At 68.5% G+C, this 17,023-nt stretch carries 16 protein-coding genes; 7 read left to right on the top strand and 9 right to left on the bottom strand.

Features of this window, described 5'->3' with window-relative positions; genetic code table 11:
- Window positions 1-13: 13 nt before the first annotated feature.
- The gene (locus BAY15_RS01085) at window positions 14-340 is read left to right on the top strand and encodes an I78 family peptidase inhibitor (protein WP_068848180.1); all 327 of its coding nucleotides are present in this window, start codon (window positions 14-16) and stop codon (window positions 338-340) included.
- A gap of 40 nt (window positions 341-380) precedes the next feature.
- Here BAY15_RS01085 and BAY15_RS01080 read toward each other — a convergent pair whose 3' ends face one another.
- From BAY15_RS01080 to BAY15_RS01070, 3 genes are all read right to left on the bottom strand, one after another.
- Entirely contained in the window at window positions 381-2,222 is a 1,842-nt protein-coding gene (locus BAY15_RS01080; protein WP_068848178.1) for a M56 family metallopeptidase, read from the bottom strand.
- A gap of 3 nt (window positions 2,223-2,225) precedes the next feature.
- Window positions 2,226-2,612, bottom strand: a complete 387-nt coding sequence (locus BAY15_RS01075) for a BlaI/MecI/CopY family transcriptional regulator (protein ID WP_068848176.1) — start codon at window positions 2,610-2,612, stop codon at window positions 2,226-2,228.
- Window positions 2,613-2,745: 133 nt separating this feature from the next.
- A complete protein-coding gene (locus BAY15_RS01070) occupies window positions 2,746-3,846 on the bottom strand; it encodes an SDR family oxidoreductase (RefSeq protein ID WP_068854484.1) in 1,101 nt (366 codons plus the stop codon).
- 176 nt (window positions 3,847-4,022) lie between these two features.
- On the opposite strand from BAY15_RS01070, the gene BAY15_RS01065 reads away from it, so the two are divergent.
- Complete coding sequence (locus BAY15_RS01065; protein ID WP_068848174.1) at window positions 4,023-4,364, top strand: hypothetical protein; 342 nt, start codon at window positions 4,023-4,025, stop codon at window positions 4,362-4,364.
- A 22-nt stretch (window positions 4,365-4,386) separates the two neighbouring features.
- Here the strand turns inward: BAY15_RS01065 and BAY15_RS01060 are convergent, their stop codons facing one another.
- Complete coding sequence (locus BAY15_RS01060; RefSeq protein WP_068848172.1) at window positions 4,387-5,457, bottom strand: DNA topoisomerase IB; 1,071 nt, start codon at window positions 5,455-5,457, stop codon at window positions 4,387-4,389.
- Between the two features lie 135 nt (window positions 5,458-5,592).
- On the opposite strand from BAY15_RS01060, the gene BAY15_RS01055 reads away from it, so the two are divergent.
- From BAY15_RS01055 to BAY15_RS01045, 3 genes are all read left to right on the top strand, one after another.
- Window positions 5,593-6,000, top strand: coding sequence for an I78 family peptidase inhibitor (locus tag BAY15_RS01055; protein WP_068848170.1), 408 nt, complete (start codon window positions 5,593-5,595; stop codon window positions 5,998-6,000).
- Between the two features lie 165 nt (window positions 6,001-6,165).
- A complete protein-coding gene (gltB, locus tag BAY15_RS01050) occupies window positions 6,166-10,620 on the top strand; it encodes a glutamate synthase large subunit (RefSeq protein WP_068848168.1) in 4,455 nt (1,484 codons plus the stop codon).
- An 18-nt stretch (window positions 10,621-10,638) separates the two neighbouring features.
- Complete coding sequence (locus BAY15_RS01045; protein ID WP_068848166.1) at window positions 10,639-12,084, top strand: FAD-dependent oxidoreductase; 1,446 nt, start codon at window positions 10,639-10,641, stop codon at window positions 12,082-12,084.
- 56 nt (window positions 12,085-12,140) lie between these two features.
- Here BAY15_RS01045 and BAY15_RS01040 read toward each other — a convergent pair whose 3' ends face one another.
- Entirely contained in the window at window positions 12,141-12,413 is a 273-nt protein-coding gene (locus BAY15_RS01040) for a hypothetical protein (protein WP_068848164.1), read from the bottom strand.
- Between the two features lie 135 nt (window positions 12,414-12,548).
- Between BAY15_RS01040 and BAY15_RS01035 the strand changes: the two genes are divergently transcribed.
- Complete coding sequence (locus tag BAY15_RS01035; RefSeq protein WP_068854483.1) at window positions 12,549-13,427, top strand: methylglyoxal synthase; 879 nt, start codon at window positions 12,549-12,551, stop codon at window positions 13,425-13,427.
- Here the strand turns inward: BAY15_RS01035 and BAY15_RS01030 are convergent.
- The 4 genes from BAY15_RS01030 to ttcA all read right to left on the bottom strand — a co-directional run bounded on the left by BAY15_RS01030 (window position 13,346) and on the right by ttcA (window position 16,714).
- A complete protein-coding gene (locus BAY15_RS01030) occupies window positions 13,346-13,948 on the bottom strand; it encodes a hypothetical protein (RefSeq protein WP_068848162.1) in 603 nt (200 codons plus the stop codon). The two genes, BAY15_RS01035 and BAY15_RS01030, sit on opposite strands and share 82 nt — an antisense overlap.
- Before the next feature lie 95 nt (window positions 13,949-14,043).
- Window positions 14,044-14,823 (bottom strand): M48 family metallopeptidase, encoded by a 780-nt coding sequence (locus BAY15_RS01025; protein ID WP_068848160.1) that lies wholly within the window; start codon window positions 14,821-14,823, stop codon window positions 14,044-14,046.
- Window positions 14,824-14,902: 79 nt separating this feature from the next.
- Window positions 14,903-15,808, bottom strand: a complete 906-nt coding sequence (locus tag BAY15_RS01020; RefSeq protein WP_068848158.1) for a recombination-associated protein RdgC — start codon at window positions 15,806-15,808, stop codon at window positions 14,903-14,905.
- Window positions 15,809-15,841: 33 nt separating this feature from the next.
- Window positions 15,842-16,714: a tRNA 2-thiocytidine(32) synthetase TtcA gene (gene ttcA / locus BAY15_RS01015; protein WP_068848156.1), complete on the bottom strand. Its 873-nt coding sequence runs from the start codon at window positions 16,712-16,714 to the stop codon at window positions 15,842-15,844.
- A gap of 96 nt (window positions 16,715-16,810) precedes the next feature.
- Between ttcA and BAY15_RS01010 the strand changes: the two genes are divergently transcribed.
- Entirely contained in the window at window positions 16,811-17,014 is a 204-nt protein-coding gene (locus BAY15_RS01010; protein WP_068848155.1) for a YdcH family protein, read from the top strand.
- Window positions 17,015-17,023 lie beyond the last annotated feature (9 nt).

Below are 17,023 nucleotides of genomic sequence, written 5' to 3'. Positions count from 1 at the left end.
ACGGAGACTGGCCATGCGTATGTCCCTGCTGTTGCTTGCTTGTGCCCTGCCGCTGACCGCGTGCAGCACCCCGCCCAAGAGCAGCACCGATCCGGCCGTGGTCGACCCGGTGCCGCATGTCGCTGATGGAGGCACCATGAAGTGCAATCCCGACGTTCTCGAGCAGTTCAATGGACAGAAGGCGACCGAAGCGCTGGTCAAGAAGGCGGTGGCCGCCAGCGGTGCAAAGAACGCGCGCGTGGTGAAGCCGGGCATGGCCGTCACCATGGACTTCCGCGAAGATCGGTTGACGATCAACGTGGACGCAGACAACAAGATTGAGCGCATCGGTTGTAATTGACCGGCGACGGGGTGCCCGGGCATACGCCCGGGCATCACCGTTACCTCAGGCGCTGCACGGTGCCATCAGCCAGTGCCTTGTCGAACGCCTTGCGCACGTCGCGGGCGATCTGGGCCGAGGCGATGCTCTGCTGCTGCGCCAGGCCTGACTGCTGGCGGGCCAGTTCGGCCTGCTGGCGGGCAATCTCGGCGATGCGGCGGTGGTCCACCGCTGCCGCCGCGTCCGCCTTGGCGCGCTGCGCGGCGCGTTCGGCCAGCGCTGCATCGCCCTTCGTGGTACGCGCGGCATTGTTGGCCATTTCCGCTGCGTCCATCGACTCCATCGCATCGCGGCTGGCGCGCATCGCCACCTCGGCAATGCGCTCGCCCAGCTCACCCTGCTGCTCGCCCAGTGCGCCCATGCGGTCGCCCAGCGCGCCCTGCTGCTCGCCCAGCCTGGCCACCTGCTGCTGGGCTTTGGACAGCGACTGCAGCAGCGCCGGATCACGCACGAGGTAACGCTCGTTGCCGACGCGCACCCACAGCGCCGGGTCGCGACCCTGCACATCACGCTGTGCCTGCTTGAGGTCGGCCATCGAGGCATCGACGAAGTTGTCGCCGCCGCCCATCAGCACGAAGGCTTGGCGCGGCTGGTGCGAGAGGTCCAGACGACCGTGGGTGATGGTGGTGGTACTGGTGCTGGTGCTGCTGCTCACACTGTCCGGGTGCGGCGGCGGTGCGGGTGCGGCCGGGGGCGCCGGTGCACGCGGTGCAGTGGCCGGACGTGGCACCGCCGGGGCCGCTGGCGCGGCGACGGCCGCCGGCACAGCCGGTGCGGCGGGAACCGCAGGGGCAGCAGGTGCAGCCGGAGCGGCCAGCACCGGGGGTGCTGGCGGCGGCGGCGGAACGGCAGCCACCAGCCGCATCGGCGCCACGCCGATGACCACGAACAGCGCGGTGATCGTCAGCGAGGCCACGCGCGGGAAACTGCCCGTCTGTTGAAGGGTCAGCAGGCGGCGCTTGAGGCTGCGGAAGTTGGGCGAGGCACTGGCCACGCCCACCGCCGGTCGCGGGGCCACGCCCAGCTGCACCAGGAGGCGGCCGTAGTCGTGGCGGCAATGCCCGTGCCCGGCCACCACCGCGCTGTCGCACGCCTCTTCCCGGGCCAGCGCGTATTCGCGCACGGCCACGTGCAGCAGCGGGTGGAAGAACAGCAGGTGCTGCGCCAGCGCGGGCAGCAGCCCGAACCACAGGTCGCGGCGCTGCAGGTGGACCAGCTCATGGGTCAGCGCCATGTCCAGGTCATCGGCGGCCATCGCCGGCAGTTCACGTGCGGGCAGCAGCAGCACCGGGTTCCACGGGCCGATCAGCTGCGGCGAACGAATCTGCGCGGACAGCTTCAGCTGTGGCGCGCGGGCAAGCCCATGCGCTTCGGCGGCCAACTGCAGCGCCTGCTGCAGCCCGGCGTCGGTGCAGGGCACCGCATGGCGGACCAGCGCGCGGCTCTGCCGGTAGGCACGCAGGCTATGCACCATCATCAACAGCACGCCTGCCGCCCACAGCGCGAACACCACGCTCTGCCAGGACAGCGACGCAGCGGTCGGCGCGGCGGTCAGGGTATCGATTGCCATCGGGGCCAGCGTCGTCGGCGCCTGCGCCATCGGCTGGGCCACCAGGGTGACGTTGTCGATGCCCGGCGCCGGCAGTACCGCCAGTTCGAGCGGGCTGCTCCATACGAGCCCCAGCACGGCCTGCAGGGCCACCAGCCACCACAGGCGGCAGCGCGTGGCGGCGGGCAGCCGCGGCAGCAGCCGGCACACGCCCCACACCAGTGCCACCAGCACGCCACTCTGCACGGAAGTCCAGGCCAGGCGGGTCAGCAGTTCCATCATCAGGGTGTCCATCGGTCAGCCCTCCCGCTTGCGTGATTGCAGCTGTGCGACCAGCGCTTCCAGTTCGGCCAGTTCGCTGTCGCTGACCTCGGCCTTGTGCGACATGAACGCGACGAAGGGTGACACCGAGCCCTGCAGCGTCTTCTCCACGAAGCTCGCCACTGCGCCCTGCACCACGCTGTCCTGCTCGCCGGTGGCGGAGTAGCGGTACACGCCCTCGACCTGCTGGCGCTGGAGATACGCCTTGCCCCGCAGGCGCTCCATCATGGTCAGCACGGTCGAGCGGGCCAGGCCACGCTCCTCGCCGAAGCCGGCCGCCACTTCGCCGACGCTGGCGTCCTCCTGTTCCGCTATGTACTGCAGCAGGGCCAGTTCCTGGTCCCCGATGGTCTTGCCGCGCATGGCACACTCCGTTGACTACACGTGTCGTCACCATGCCCGTGACTACAGGTGTCGTCAAGTGCCGGACGGTCGCAGCCGACGAACGGTAATGCGGAAGCCGCCGCGTCGCATGTCGTTCCCTTCGGCCTGGCCTTTACCCCTTCGGACCGCCCATCACCGGCAGGATCACCCCGCTGATGTAGCTGGCGGTGATCGGCGACGCCAGGAAGACATAGGCCGGCGACAGTTCCTCCGGCTGTGCCGGCCGGCCCATGTCGCTGCCCTTGCCAAATTCGGCGACGTCCGGCGCCTGCTTGTCGGCCGGATTGAGCGGGGTCCATACCGGGCCGGGGGCGACCGCGTTGACGCGGATGCCGCGCGGCAGCAGTTGGCTGGCCAGCGCCTTGGTGAATGCATGGATGGCGCCCTTGGTGGACGAATAATCGATCAGCGCCTTGCTGCCGAACAACCCGGTTTCCGAACCGGTGTTGATGATGCAGTCGCCCTCTTCCAGGTGCGGCAGTACCGCGCGCGCCATCTGGATGTAGCCGCCGATGTTGGTCTGCAGGGTTTCCTGAAGGTGTTCGTCTTCCAGGTCTTCCAGGCGTTCGCAGTGGAGCTGGAACGCGGCATTATTGACCAGGATGTCGATGCCGCCGAACGCCTTGGCTACCTGCTTGACGGCCTTGTTGCAGAACCTGGGATCGCGCACGTCACCGGCGATCACCACGCAGCGGGTGCCTTCGGCGTCCACGTGCTGGCGGGTCACCTCGGCGTCGTCGTGTTCGTCCAGATGCAGGACGGCGACATCGGCGCCCTCGCGCGCGAACAGCACGGCCACCGCGCGGCCGATACCGGAATCGGCGCCGGTGATGATGGCGCGCTTGCCCTTGAGCTTGCCGCTGCCGACGTAATCCGGCGCCAGGAAGCGCGGGGCCAGATCCAGTTCGTGTTCGTTGCCCGGCTTGGCAATGTGCTGCGCCGGCATGGTTTCAGGCTGCTTGCGGCTGCCGGCCTGGGTGGCCTTCTTCGTGGCTTTCTTGCTGGCCTTTTTCGCCGCGGCGCGCGCGTCCTTGGCCTTTTCCTGGTCCTGAAGGCGGCGCTGGCGGGCGGCCACGCGCGCGGCGCGCGGATCGGTGGCGGCGGCCTTGCGGGTAGCGGTCTTCACCACCGGGGTGCGCGTGCGCGTTGCCTTGGACTCGGCGGAGGTCGCGGCGGTGGTAGTACGTTTACGGGTTTTCTTGGCCGTGGCCATGGTCAACTCCTTCGTAGCATTCGCCTCGATGCGGGTGGAGGGCGAGGCAAGGGCAGTGTGGCCGCCGGGCCGGTCGCATACGGTGAATTGCATGTCGCCATGACGTGTACGGCTTCATCCGCCGCATACGCACCCAGCGGCATCGTGGGCACCAGAATCCCCGTTGGAGCCGCCCCATGTTTCGTCCCCTGCTTGCCGTTGCCGCCGTGACCCTTCTCTCCGCCTGCAGCAGCACGCCGGTGGCGCAGGTGCAGCCGATCGACGGCGTCATCTCCGGCCAGTGCCATGTCGACAAGGTGCGTGGCGCCGTGGGCCTGGCCGCCTCGGCTGCCACCGTCGAGCGCGCCCGCGTGGACAGCGACAGCCTGCAGGTGAACGTGCTGCGTGGCCAGCGCACCGAAAGTGGCCCCACCGCCAGCGGCGCGGCCAACCCCAGCCCGGGCGCGGAGAGCGGTGGCGAACGCCTGACCATCGAGACCGGCCGCACCAACAACATCACCGCCATCTACTGCGGCTGATGTCCTGGCCGGGATCGCGCCCTCAGCGCGCGGTCCCGGCCTTGGCCTTCTTCACCGTGCGCCGCGCGCTGCGCAGGAACTTCAGCGTCGCCTGCTCCCATTGCCGCTCGCCGCGCAGGCCGGCCAACCGCGCCAGCGACCCGCTGCGCCAGCCGTCGAACACGCTGGGATCGATGTAGGCCTTGCGGCACACCGAGGGGGTGTTGCCCAGCAGGGTGGCCACCTCGCACACCACTTCCTTCTGCAGCGCGGCCAGCGCGCGCTCGCTGGGCGTCTCCGGCAGCGCCGTTGCAGCGAAATGGCGCAGCGCGGCCACCGTGCCACCCCAGGTGCGGAAGTCCTTGGCGCTGAAATCGGTGCCCATCGCATCGCGCAGGTAGGCGTTGACCTGGCCCGAATCGACCGGCTGCAGCGCGCCGTCATCATCCCGGTACTGGAACAGGGCCTGCCCCGGCAGCTGCTGGCAGCCCTTGATCAGGCCCACCAGCCGCGTGTCGTCGATGTCCACCTCATGCTGCTGGCCCGACTTGCCACGGAAGCGCATGCGCGCACGCCCGCCCTTGACCAGTTCGAGGTGGCGGTTGCGCAGGGTGGTCAGGCCGTAGGAGCGGTTGTCGCGGGCGTACTCGGGGTTGCCCACGCGGACCAGGGTTTCGGCCAGCAGCGCGACCACGATCGCCAGCACCTTGTCCTGCGGGAAGCCGGGCAGCTTGAGATCGCGGCGAAGGCGGCGGCGCAGCGCCGGAAGCGCCTCGCCGAAGGCGATGACCCGGTCGAACTTGCCATCGCCGCGCACCCGCGCCCAGTCCGGGTGGTAGCGGTACTGCTTGCGCCGGCGGGCATCGCGCCCGGTCGCCTGCAGGTGGCCGTTGGCCAGCGCGCAGATCCACACATCGGTGTATGCGGGGGGGATCGCCAGCGAGCGGATCCGGGCCAGGGTGGCAGCGTCGCGGACCGCGTGACCGTCGGCGTCGCGGTAGCTGAAGCCCTTGCCGGCGCGGCGGCGGGCGATGCCGGGCAGCTCGTCGGTGACATAGCGCAGGCCGGCGTCGCGGGCTGCGGTGGCTTCGGGGGTGGCAAGGCGTGCGGGCATGGAAGCAGGGCGACGGAACGGGCCTGCAGTGTGGTGGGTGGCGCGACGGCGCCGCGTCAATAACGCAACACAAACACCTCACACCCGCCTTGACGATATGCTCCACGGTTTACCGCCTGGAACTCCGGAGTCTCGATGTCGTCCTTCTCCTTCCGCCGCCCGTTTGGCCCCACGATCCTGGCTGCCGCCCTGGTCCCCACCCTGCTGTTGCTGGGCGCCTGCAAGGCCCCGCCGATGGACGAACAGGAAGCAGCGGGTACCCACGCGCAGAAGGCCGCCGAAGAGGTCGCTGCGGCGCCCGCCGACACCACGGCCAAGGCCACCGAGGCACCGCCGGTCGGCAACTGCGATGCCAACCAGGTGCAGAGCCTGGTCGGCCAGCCCTACAGCGATGCCATCGGTGCGCAGGCGCAGCAGGATGCCAGCGCGCGCCAGCTGCGCGTGCTCAAGCCGGACGACATGACCACCATGGAATTCGTCGGCGAGCGGCTGAACATCGAAGTCGACGAAAAGGGCGTGGTCACCGGCCTGCGCTGCGGCTGAATTGGGCGCACCGGACGCGGGTTTTCGAGGGGTTTGGTTGCGCGTGCAACCGTGTATTGCGGCGTTGCAGCAACTGTGATCTAGTCGAAGCATCCGGTGCCTCCAGATGCGCTCAACGGATTGAGCGGGGACGAGTGTCGCCGCTCACCCGACTTTGAGGCAGAGATGGCCCCCCGCAACCGCCAAGGGCTTTACGACCCACAAGACGAACGCGATGCCTGTGGTTTCGGCATGGTGGCGCAACTGGATGACCAGCCGTCACGGCTGCTGGTCGACACCGCGATTGCGGCGCTGTCGCGCATGACCCACCGCGGCGGTGTTGCCGCAGACGGTGTCACCGGTGACGGCTGCGGCCTGTTGCTGCGCCGCCCCGAAGCGTTCCTGCAGGCACTGGCCGCCGAAGCCGGCATCGTCCTCGGGAAACTGCATGCGGCCGGCGTGGTGTTCCTGCCGCACGACGATGCCGCCGCCCAGGCCTGCCGCGACACCCTCGAACAGCAACTGCGCGATGCCGGCTGCCAGCCGCTTGGCTGGCGCGTGGTGCCGACCGATCCGAGCGTGTGCGGCCAGCTGGCCCGCGATACCCTGCCCCACATCGAACAGGTATTCGTCGATGCCGGCCATGGCCAGGACGAAGCCGCCTTCACCCTGGCGCTGTTCCTGGCCCGCCGCCGCAGCGAACAGCAGCTGCGCGAACATGCCGATTATTACGTCACCACGCTCAGCCCCAACGCGATCAGCTACAAGGGCATGGTGCTGCCGGACAAGCTGAGCCGGTTCTACCCGGACCTGCAGCGCAACGACCTGGCCTCCAGCGCCATCGTCTTCCACCAGCGCTTCTCCACCAACACGCTGCCGCGCTGGCCGCTGGCGCACCCGTTCCGCATGCTCGCCCATAACGGCGAGATCAACACCATCGAAGGCAACCGGCGCTGGGCGCAGGCGCGCAGCAAGGTGTGGAAGACCCCGCGCTTCGACATCGGCGAATTCAACCCGGTGATCTCCATGCACGGCTCGGATTCGCAGAGCCTGGACAATATGCTGGAGCTGATGGTCAGCGCCGGCATGGAACTGATCCAGGCGCTGCGCATCCTGGTGCCGCCAGCGACCCAGTCACTGGAGTTCAAGGACGCCGACCTGGCTGCGTTCTACGAGTTCTACGGCCTCAACAGCGAACCGTGGGACGGCCCGGCCGGCATCGTCGCCTGCGATGGCCGCTATGCCGCCTGCACGTTGGACCGCAACGGGCTGCGCCCCGCGCGCTGGATGCTCACCTCCGACCGCCACTTCCTGGTGGCGTCCGAAGCGGGCGTGTGGGAAGTGCCGGCCGAACGCGTGGTGCGCAAGGGCAAGCTGGGCCCGGGCGAGATGATGGCCATCGACCTCAAGCGCGGCGACCTGCTGGATTCGGATGCCATCGACCGCATCAACCGTGGCCGCGCGCCGTACAAGCAATGGCTGCAGCAGGGCGTGACCTACCTGCAGACCGAGCTGATCGACCCGTCGCTGGTGGAAGAGCCGTTCGACGAACGCACCCTGCGCAGTTACCACAAGCTGTTCCAGCTCAGCACCGAGGAAGTGGAGCAGATCCTGCGCCCACTGGCCGAGACCGAGCAGGAAGCCACCGGGTCGATGGGCGATGACACCCCGATGGCCGTGCTCAGCCAGCAGAGCCGGCCGCTGTACGACTATTTCCGCCAGGCCTTCGCACAGGTCACCAACCCGCCGATCGATCCGTTGCGGGAAGACTGCGTGATGTCGCTCACCACCCAGCTCGGCAAGGAGACCAACATCTTCCATGCCGGCGCGGAGACGGTGAACCACGTCATCCTCAATTCGCCGGTGCTCAGCCAGCGCAAGCTGCGCCAGCTGATCAAGATGCCGCAGTACGTGGACCGCAACCGGCTCATCGACCTCTCCTACAGCCTGGACGAAGGGCTGAAGGCCGGCATCGAGCGCATCTGCGCCGAAGCCGAAGCGGCCGCGCGCGAAGGCATCGTCATGCTGCTGCTCAGCGACCGTTACCCGGTGGCGGACCGGCCGATGGTGCATGCGCTGCTGGCCACCAGTGCGGTGCACCACCACCTGTCCAACGCCGGGCTGCGCTGCGACGTCAACCTGATCCTGGAAACCGGCACCGCGCGCGACCCGCACCACATGGCCTGCCTGCTCGGCTTCGGCGCCACGGCGGTGTACCCGTACCTGGCCTACCAGACCCTGTTCGACCTGGGCCGGCGCGGCATCCTGCAGCTGAAGAAGGGCGGCGAGCAGTCGCAGATCGGTCGCAGCTATCGCAAGGGCATCTACAAGGGCCTGTCCAAGATCATCTCCAAGATGGGCATCTGTACCGTGGCCAGTTACCGCGGCGCGCAGCTGTTCGAGATCGTCGGCCTTGACGACGAAGTGGTCGACCTGTGCTTCCCGGAAACGCCCTCGCGCGTGGCCGGCGTGGGCTTCGCGCGGCTGGACGACGAGGCGCGCGAGCTTACCGTGCGCGCCTGGAACGACCTGCTGCGCCCGGAGGTGGGCGGCGTGCTCAAGTACGTGCACGGTGGCGAATACCACATGTACAACCCCGACGTGGTCATGACCCTGCAGCGCGCCGCGCGCAGCGGGGATGCCGCCGACTGGCAGCGCTACTGCGAGGCGGTGCATGGCCGGCCGGTGTCGGCGCTGCGCGACCTGCTGCAGCTCAAGGCCGCCCCCACGCCGACCCCGCTGGACGAGGTGGCGCCGGCCGAAGACCTGTTCCGCCGCTTCGACACCGCCGCGATCAGCCTGGGTGCGTTGTCGCCCGAAGCGCATGAAGCGCTGGCCATCGCCATGAACCGGCTGGGTGGGCGCAGCAATTCCGGTGAGGGTGGCGAAGATCCGGTGCGCTACGGCACCAACAAGCGCAGCAAGATCAAGCAGGTGGCCTCGGGCCGCTTCGGCGTGACCGCCGAGTATCTGGTCAACGCCGAAGTACTGCAGATCAAGGTGGCCCAGGGCGCCAAGCCCGGCGAAGGCGGGCAGCTGCCCGGGCACAAGGTCAACGAACTGATCGCACGGCTGCGTTATGCCAAGCCGGGCATCGGCCTGATCTCGCCGCCGCCGCACCACGACATCTATTCGATCGAAGACCTGGCCCAGCTCATCTACGACCTCAAGCAGGTCAACCCCGATGCACTGGTGTCGGTGAAGCTGGTGTCGCATGCCGGCGTGGGCACCATCGCCGCCGGCGTGGTCAAGGCCGGTGCGGACCTGATCACCGTGTCCGGCCATGATGGCGGCACCGGTGCCAGCCCGGTCAGCTCGATCCGCTACGCCGGCGTGCCGTGGGAACTGGGCGTGGCCGAATCGCACCAGGCGCTGGTGGCCAATGACCTGCGCGGGCGCACCCTGCTGCAGACCGATGGCGGCCTGAAGACCGGGCTGGACGTGATCAAGGCCGCGCTGCTGGGCGCGGACAGTTTCGGCTTCGGCACCGCGCCGATGATCGTGCTGGGCTGCAAGTACCTGCGCATCTGCCACCTCAACAACTGCGCCACCGGCGTGGCCACCCAGGACGAGCGCCTGCGCGCGCAGTATTTCACCGGCCTGCCCGAGCGCGTGGAGAACTTCTTCCGGCTGCTGGCCGAGGAAGTGCGCGGCTGGCTGTCCTACCTGGGCGCGCGCTCGCTGGACGAGATCGTGGGCCGCACCGACCTGCTGCAGCAGCTGGACGTCGCCCCGCGCCCGGGCGTCAAGGTGGATCTGTCGCGCCTGCTCAACCCGGCCCAGTACGGCGGCAGCCACTGCGCCGCGCAGCGCCTGTACGAATCGCCGGACAGCCTGGCCACGCAGATGGATGGCCTGCTGGCCCCGGCCATTGCCGGCAAGCTGGGCGGCGAACACCGCTTCCTGATCCACAACACCGACCGCTCCATCGGCACCCGCCTGTCCGGCGCCATCGCACGCGCGCATGGCAACCAGGGCATGAGCGATGCGCCGCTGACCCTGCGCTTCCGTGGCACCGCCGGGCAGAGCTTCGGCGCGTTCAACGTGGGCGGCCTGCAGCTGGAAGTGGAAGGCGAAGCCAACGATTACGTGGGCAAGGGCATGGCCGGTGGCCGCCTGGTGGTACGCCCGCCGCGCGGCGCACGCTTCGAAGCGCGCAACACCGCCATCATCGGCAACACCTGCCTGTACGGCGCCACCGGCGGTGAGCTGTTCGCCGCCGGCCGCGCGGGCGAACGCTTCGGCGTGCGCAACTCCGGCGCGCTGGCGGTCATCGAAGGCGCCGGCGACCACTGCTGCGAATACATGACCGACGGCATCGTACTGGTGCTGGGCAAGGTGGGGCTGAACTTTGGTGCCGGCTTCACCGGCGGGCTGGCCTACGTGCTGGATATCGACCGCGACTTCGTGGACCGCTACAACCACGAACTGATCGACATCCACCGCATTTCGGCCGAAGGCTTCGAAAACCACCGCCAGCACCTGCACACGCTGATCAGCCGCCACCGCGAGCTCACCGGCAGCATCTGGGCCCAGCAGATCCTGGACGAATTCCGCGATTACGTGGGCAAGTTCTGGCTGGTCAAACCCAAGGCCGCCAGCATTGAATCGCTGACCGAATCGCTGCGCCGCGCCGCCTGATTTCCTGGATTCCCATACATGAGCCGCAAGCACGCCTTCCAGTTCCTCGACCTGCCCCGGACCATGCCGCAGCGCATTCCGGTGGAACTGCGCACCTCCGGCGACTGGGGTGAGCTGTACGGAAAATTCGGCAAGGAAGATGCCCAGTACCAGGCCGGTCGCTGCCTGGACTGCGGCAACCCCTACTGCAGCTGGAAGTGCCCGGTGCACAACGCCATTCCGCAGTGGTTGCAGCTGGTGCAGGAAAATCGCATCCACGAAGCGGCCACGCTGTGCCATTCCACCAACCCGCTGCCGGAAGTGTGCGGCCGGGTGTGCCCGCAGGACCGCCTGTGCGAAGGCAGCTGCACGCTGGAGGAATTCGGCGCGGTCACCATCGGCGCGGTGGAGAAATACATCGTCGATACCGCGCTGGCCACCGGCTGGCGGCCAGACATGGCGGCGGTGGAAAGCACCGGCAAGCGCGTAGCGGTGATCGGCGCCGGCCCGGCCGGCCTGGCCTGTGCCGACCGCCTGGCGCATGCCGGCGTGCAGGCGGTGGTGTACGACCGCTACGAACAGATCGGGGGCCTGCTGCAGTTCGGCATTCCCAGCTTCAAGCTGGACAAGTCGGTGATCAGCCGCCGCCGCAACGTGCTGGAAGGCATGGGCGTGCAGTTCCGGCTGGGCGTGGAGATCGGCCGCGACGTGACCCTGGAAACGCTGCTGGCCGACTACGACGCGGTGTTCGTCGGCACCGGTGCCTACCGCTATACCGATGGCGGGCTGCCCGGGCAGGATCTGAAGAACGTGCTGCCGGCGCTGCCGTTCCTGGTGCAGAACAGCCGCATCGTCAGCGGCAGCGATGCCCACGGCCGGCCGATTGCCGGCTGGGAAGACACGCTTGCCCTGCCCGACCTGGAGGGCAAGCGCGTGGTGGTGCTGGGTGGCGGCGATACCGGCATGGACTGCGTGCGCAGCGCGGTGCGGCTGGGTGCGGCCCGGGTAACCTGCGCGTACCGCCGCGATGAAGCCAGCATGCCGGGCTCGGCGCGCGAAGTGGCCAACGCCCGCGAAGAAGGCGTGCGCTTCCTGTTCAACCGCCAGCCGCTGTCGATCGAGGCCGGTGCCGATGACGAAGCGATCGGCGTGACCGTGGTGGAAACCCACCTGGGCGAGCCCGATGCACAGGGCCGGCGCAACGCGGTGCCGATCGAGGGCAGCGAATCGCTGCTGGAAGCGGACGTGGTGATCATCGCGTTCGGCTTCTCGCCAACCGCGCCGGCATGGCTGACCGCGCAGGGCGTGGAGGCGGGCAACAACGGCCGCATCCTGGCCGGCGGCCAGGGCCGGCTGCCGTTCCAGACCGCCCACCCGCGCCTGTTCGCCGGTGGCGACGCGGTGCGCGGTGCGGACCTGGTGGTGACCGCCGTGGCCGAAGGCCGCGATGCGGCGGCAGCAATCGTGGAGCTGATCACCGCCTGACAGCGGTCACCGGGCACGCTGGCGCCGGCCGTTGGCCGGCCCACGGAGTGCCGGATTCAAGCGGCGGCCCGGACCCCGGCGCGCTCGATTTCCAAGGCCAACAACAGCTGGATCTCATCCAGCTGGTCGCGGATGCGGGCATTGCCCGCATCGTCGGCGTGGTCGCATTCGATATGCGCATCCAGCATGCGCGCCAGCCCGACCAGCAGGACGTCGGCATCGCCGTGGGCCGCATGGCGCAGCAGGCGACCCAGCGCGCGGATGCGGGCGCCGCGATCGTTGGCCAGCGTCTGCACCGACGGCGCGTTGCGGGGAGCGGAGAGAGGCATGGGGGGACTGTCCTGATTGACCGGCTGATGGCGGTCAATGTCGGTTATGGCCCCCGTAGACGGCTATGCAACTTTTACGAATTGTCGTGAAGGGCTGGTAATGTCGCGGATGCCCCACTCTCCCGGATGATCCCCATGCGCATCGGCCTGGCCGCCAATCGGCTGCACCACCACGACAAGCACGCCGCCCTGTTCCGCTGGCTGCGTGCCAGCGACAGCGGATTGCGCGAGCTGGGCGTGGAGCTGCACGCGGTCGGCCGCACCTTCGACGCCATCCAGCGGCTGGGCTTCCTGCCCGATTTCGCCACCCTGCGCCGCTACCCGAACGGCCGCGAGGGCGGCCTGATGAAGCTGGTCGCCGAGGTGGTGGGCATGGGCACGCCCGAGCGGACGCTGGATGGGGCGATCTACCTGATGGACCCGGTCGACCCGTCCTCGGTGTTCCCCGAAGCCACCGCACTCAAGCGCCAGTGCGTGATCCACGGCAAGCCCTTCATCTCCACCGTGGCCACCGCGCGCGACTGGATCGAAGTGGAACGCGTGCACGCCGACCTGGCCGCCGATCCCGGCGCCGAGGACCTGCATGCATTCGAGCAGCACACGCTGGCGCTGATCGCGCACGACGCGATGAAGCCGGCCATGCTGGCCTTCGCCGACGAGCACTTCGCGCTGCTCTCGCGCTTCCGCAGCCGCGTGGGCACCGGTACCACCGGCCAGCGCCTGAATGAATTGGCCTGGAGCCGGGGCTGGGCCAGGGACCAGGAGTGGGTGACCCGCTACCAGAGCGGCCCGATGGGCGGCGACGCGCAGATCGCCGACCAGGTGCTGGAAGGCCGCTGCCAGCGCGCGATCTTCTTCGAAGACCCGCACGTGGCGCGCCAGCACGAAGCCGACATCCAGCTGCTGGAGCGCGCAGTCACCACCGTGACCGATCAGGCGGTGTGCATCACCGCCCCGCGCGTGGCCGCACGCTGGGCGCAGGCGGCCACACTGCGCGCACGCGCTTTGCCCTGATCACGGGGAGGGTATGCATCGCTGGCCACGGCGAAATCATGCGCGCCCTGCCCCCGTCGCCACTCACTGTCGCCACTGCGGCCGCCGGCACTGAGGATGTAGCTGCCGCGCCAGTGGTCATCGCTTTCACGGCGATCCATCCCGTGGGTGGCGATGCTGCCCTGGCGGCGTGCGCTTTCGCGGAACAGCAGGCGGAAGCGCTTGCGATGGAACACGCTGCCGTACAGCCCACCACTGACCTCCACCCGTGGCCGTTCGCGGCCGGGCAGCAACCGTAACGGTCCGTTTCCAACGCGGCACTGCACGCACTCGGCCACGCCTTCCACGCGCACCCCGTTCTGGGACAGCATGACCAGGTACACGGCCTCGGCGTGGCGCTCAGGTCCCTGGCCGTAACGGGTCAGCGTCCACACCCCGGACACATCCGGTACGCGCGCACGCAGCATCGCCGCCGTGCCCAGCACCGCGGCAGCCAGCACATTGGTGAGCACATCGAAGGCAACCGAGGCCATCGTCGACATGGGCATTCCGGGTGGCGGCAGAAGCCGCCAGATTCGCGCGCCTCACGCAGCGATCCCATGCAACAAGGTCGAAAGCAGCGACGCAGAAAGCGTATTCAAAGCAGCTGCCGCAGCATCGCCTTGAGCCGCCGCCCTTCCAGCTGGAAGTAGTCCCGTTCCTCACGCCACGCCGGGAAGCGCTGTTCCACTTCGTCCCAGAACGCAGGCGAATGATTGGCCTGGATCAGATGGCAGAGCTCATGCACCAGCACGTACTCGAACGCCGACGGCCGCCCCAGCACCAGCGCCAGGTCCAACGCCATGCTGCCGTCGGGGGCCAGCGAGCCCCATTGCGAGGACATCACCTTCAGCCGCAGGCGCGCTGGTGCGCGCGGCAGGCTGGGCAGGTAGCGCGGCAGCCACTGGCCGACATCGGCGCGGGTCTGCGCTTCGTAGAACTCGCGCAGCGCGCGCTTCACCGTGGCATCGGTACCGCGGGCCGGCAGGTGCATGCACACGCCGGTGCCGTCCAGCTCCAGGTGCGCATAGCGCCCGGTATCCCACCGCAATGGCAGCAGTTCGCCACGCAGCGGCAGCACGCCGGGTTCGCCGATCACCAGCGGCGGTGGCAGGTTCTGCGCCTGGTAACTGCGCAGCTGCGTGGACAACCAACCGCGGTGCTGTTCGAGGAAACGTTCGCCCATCACCAGGCTGGCGCGCGGCGGCAGGGTCAGCCGCACGCCGCGTTCGTCGACACTTAGTTTGATCCGGCGGGCACGCGGATCGCGCACGCGCAGCACGTCGATCTCGGCATCCTCCAGGCGCAGGCGCACGGTGTCGCGCTGCAGGGTGGGGGCAACGGCCGGGGAGATCAGGCGGCGGAGGAATCCGGGCATGGGTACAGCATAGCGCCCGTAGTGCGCGGGATATGACTGCGGGGTGTAAAGGGGGCGGGGCAGGACCCCGCCCGCTGCCTCAGTCGGCTTTGCTCAGCTTGAAGGCTTCTTCCAGCAGCAGGAACAGGCGGCGCACTTCGCCGCTCTGCAGGGCGAAACGGGCGTCCAGCTCGGCGCGGCGGCCGTCTTCGTCGGCGTGCTCGAGCTGGTCCAGGGCGCCGTCCAGGAACTTCAGCTTGCGCACGATCAGGTCGTCGCCCAGCACGAAGGACAGGTTGTCCTCGAACACCAGGGCCAGCTTGGTCACCTGCTTGCCGGCGTCCAGGTGCTTGTCGATCTCGTCGCAGCGCAGTTCCTGGTGCTGGCACTTGACCACCGCGCCGCCCTCGGCCGGGTCCTTCATCTCGCACTCTTCGCCCAGGCTCAGCCCGGTGGGGAGCGGCTCACCGGCGATCCAGCCGGTCAGGATCGAGCGCGGCGCCACTTCAGCGTTCAGCGGCATGGCCGGGAAGCTGCCGAGCAGGCCGCGGATGTCGGACATCATGTTCTCGCCCTTCTTGCTGCTCGAGCAGTCCACCGCCACGTAGCCGTGGGTCAGGTCGATCAGCGCGTCGGTGCGCGAGCTCTTCACGAAGGCACGCGGCATCAGCTCATGCAGCAGGTCGTCCTTCAGGCGCTTGCGCTCGCGACCGCCGGGCTTGCGCCCCTCCTTCTCTTCGATCTCTTCCAGCTTGCGGGCCAGCAGGTCGTTGACCACCGCGCCCGGCAGGATCTTGTCCTCACCGCCCACGGTCAGCCACAGCGCGTCGCCGACGCGGTGCGAGAACACGGCCTTTTCCTCACGACCGAACGGGGAGATGAAACCGCGTGAACTCATTTCAAGCGGGCCGACCGGCTTGAGCAGCACCTGCGGCAGCAGGGTATCGACTTCGGAGAAATCAGTGGCGGTCGGGAAGCGGAACAGGGTCAGGTTGCGAAAGAACATGGAAATCCGGATAGGAAGGCGTGAAAGGGAACGTCAGGGGGTGCCGTCGGTCCAGGCCGACGGCGGGCTGGGCGCGACCGCGGTGCGGCCCAGCGCCATGAAATCGAACAGGGCCGGGTCGGCCAGCTGCGACGGGTGGATGTTGCCCAGCGCACGCGCAATCTGGTCGATCCGCCCGGGGTGTTGATCCTCCCACTGCTGCAGCATCTGCGCCACCTGGCGGCGCTGCAGGTTGTCCTGGCTGCCGCACAGCGTGCACGGAATGATCGGGAAGCCGCGCGCCTGCGCATGCTGTGCGATGTCGCGCTCGCTGACATAGGCCAGCGGGCGGATCACCACGTGCTGGCCGTCGTCGCTGCGCAGCTTGGGCGGCATCGCGGAGAGCTTGGCGTGGTGGAACAGGTTGAGGAAGAACGTGGCCACGCTGTCGTCGCGGTGGTGGCCGAGTGCGATCTTGCTGAAGCCATTTTCCGCCGCATGCCGGTACAGGGCGCCGCGACGCAGCCGCGAGCACAGCGAGCACATCGTGCGGCCTTCGGGAATTACCCGGCTCACCACCGAATAGGTGTCCTGTTCGATGATCTGGTAAGCCACGCCGATCGAGGCCAGGTACTCCGGCAGCACGTGTCCGGGGAAGCCCGGCTGTTTCTGGTCCAGGTTCACCGCCACCAGTTCGAAGGCCACCGGGGCCTTTTTCTGCAGCTGCAGCAGCACGTCCAGCAGGGTGTAGCTGTCCTTGCCGCCGGACAGGCAGACCATGATGCGGTCGCCGTCCTCGATCATGCCGAAGTCGGCGATCGCCTGGCCCACCTGGCGGCGAAGCCTGCGCGCCAGTTTGTCCTGCGCGGCCGCGTCCGTGCGCGGGGCGCGGGGGAGCGGATCGGGCAGGGGCAGCACGGCAGGCATCCGGTCATTCTACCGGCTCGCACTGGTTGCCATCGGTGTGGGGAAGTGACTGCGTTCACTCCCGGGCGTCATGCCGGATGTGTATGCTCGACGACTGTGGATACCCTGACGCCCGAACAGATCACCGACCTGCTTGCCAACCTCCGGCAGGAGCATCGTGACCTGGATGACAAGATCCAGCGCATGGCCGCCAATGGCGAGGATGAGCTGGAGTTCAAGCGCCTGAAGCGCCGCAAGCTCCAGCTCAAGGACCGCATTGCGAAGCTCGAAGACATGTTGATTCCGGACGAGCCGGCGTAAGGCATGCCG

Origin of the sequence: Stenotrophomonas rhizophila, assembly GCF_001704155.1 — a bacterium.
GTDB lineage: Bacteria > Pseudomonadota > Gammaproteobacteria > Xanthomonadales > Xanthomonadaceae > Stenotrophomonas > Stenotrophomonas rhizophila_A.
Note: the sequence above shows the minus strand (reverse complement) of the source record. Positions and strands in the feature narration are given on the sequence as shown.